The organism is Lysobacter brunescens, assembly GCF_042677005.1.
GTDB classification, from domain to species: Bacteria; Pseudomonadota; Gammaproteobacteria; order Xanthomonadales; family Xanthomonadaceae; genus Lysobacter_I; species Lysobacter_I brunescens.
On record NZ_JBHTIF010000030.1, the window covers coordinates 1 to 554 of the forward strand.

General features: G+C 67.7%; 1 protein-coding gene. It reads right to left on the bottom strand.

Annotation, left to right across the window (positions count from 1 at the left end; all coding sequences use genetic code 11):
- The coding region (locus ACFQ0E_RS19245) for a condensation domain-containing protein (protein WP_386826645.1) at positions 1-554 on the bottom strand (554 nt) is incomplete at both ends.

The window sequence follows — 554 nt, forward strand, 5'->3', positions numbered from 1 at the left end:
GTCGGCCAGATAATCGCGCCAGAACTCCCAGCCGACGAACTCGTCGCCACGCCGGCACGTCGCGTGCTGCCAGCGGGCGTAGTCGTGGTACTGCATCGGCAGCGGCGCAAGCGACACTGCCCGGCCCTCGCGCAAACCGTTGTACAACTGGTTGAGCTCGCGGATGAACACCGACAGCGACCAGCCGTCCGAGGCGATGTGATGCATGTGGATCATCAGCCGCATCTCGTCCTCGGCGTACGCGACCAGACCCGCGCGGATCATCAGGTCGCTGGCGAGATCGAACGGGCGCGATGCGTACTCGGCGCTGATGCGCTGCCACTGCGCCTCCCTGTCAGCGGAATCGCCGTCGACGTCGAAGCGGTCGAGGACGAGACGGGCGTCGGTGCGCACCGTCTGGAAGGGTTCGCCGTTGCGCTGACCGTAGACGGTGCGCAGGACCGCGTGGCGCGACACGATGAGGTCGAGCGCCTGTTCGAGCGCGGCCACGTCCAGGTGGCCGCGCACCGAGAAGTTGCCGCCGACGTTGTAGAGCCCGCTGGCGTCGAGCTGGT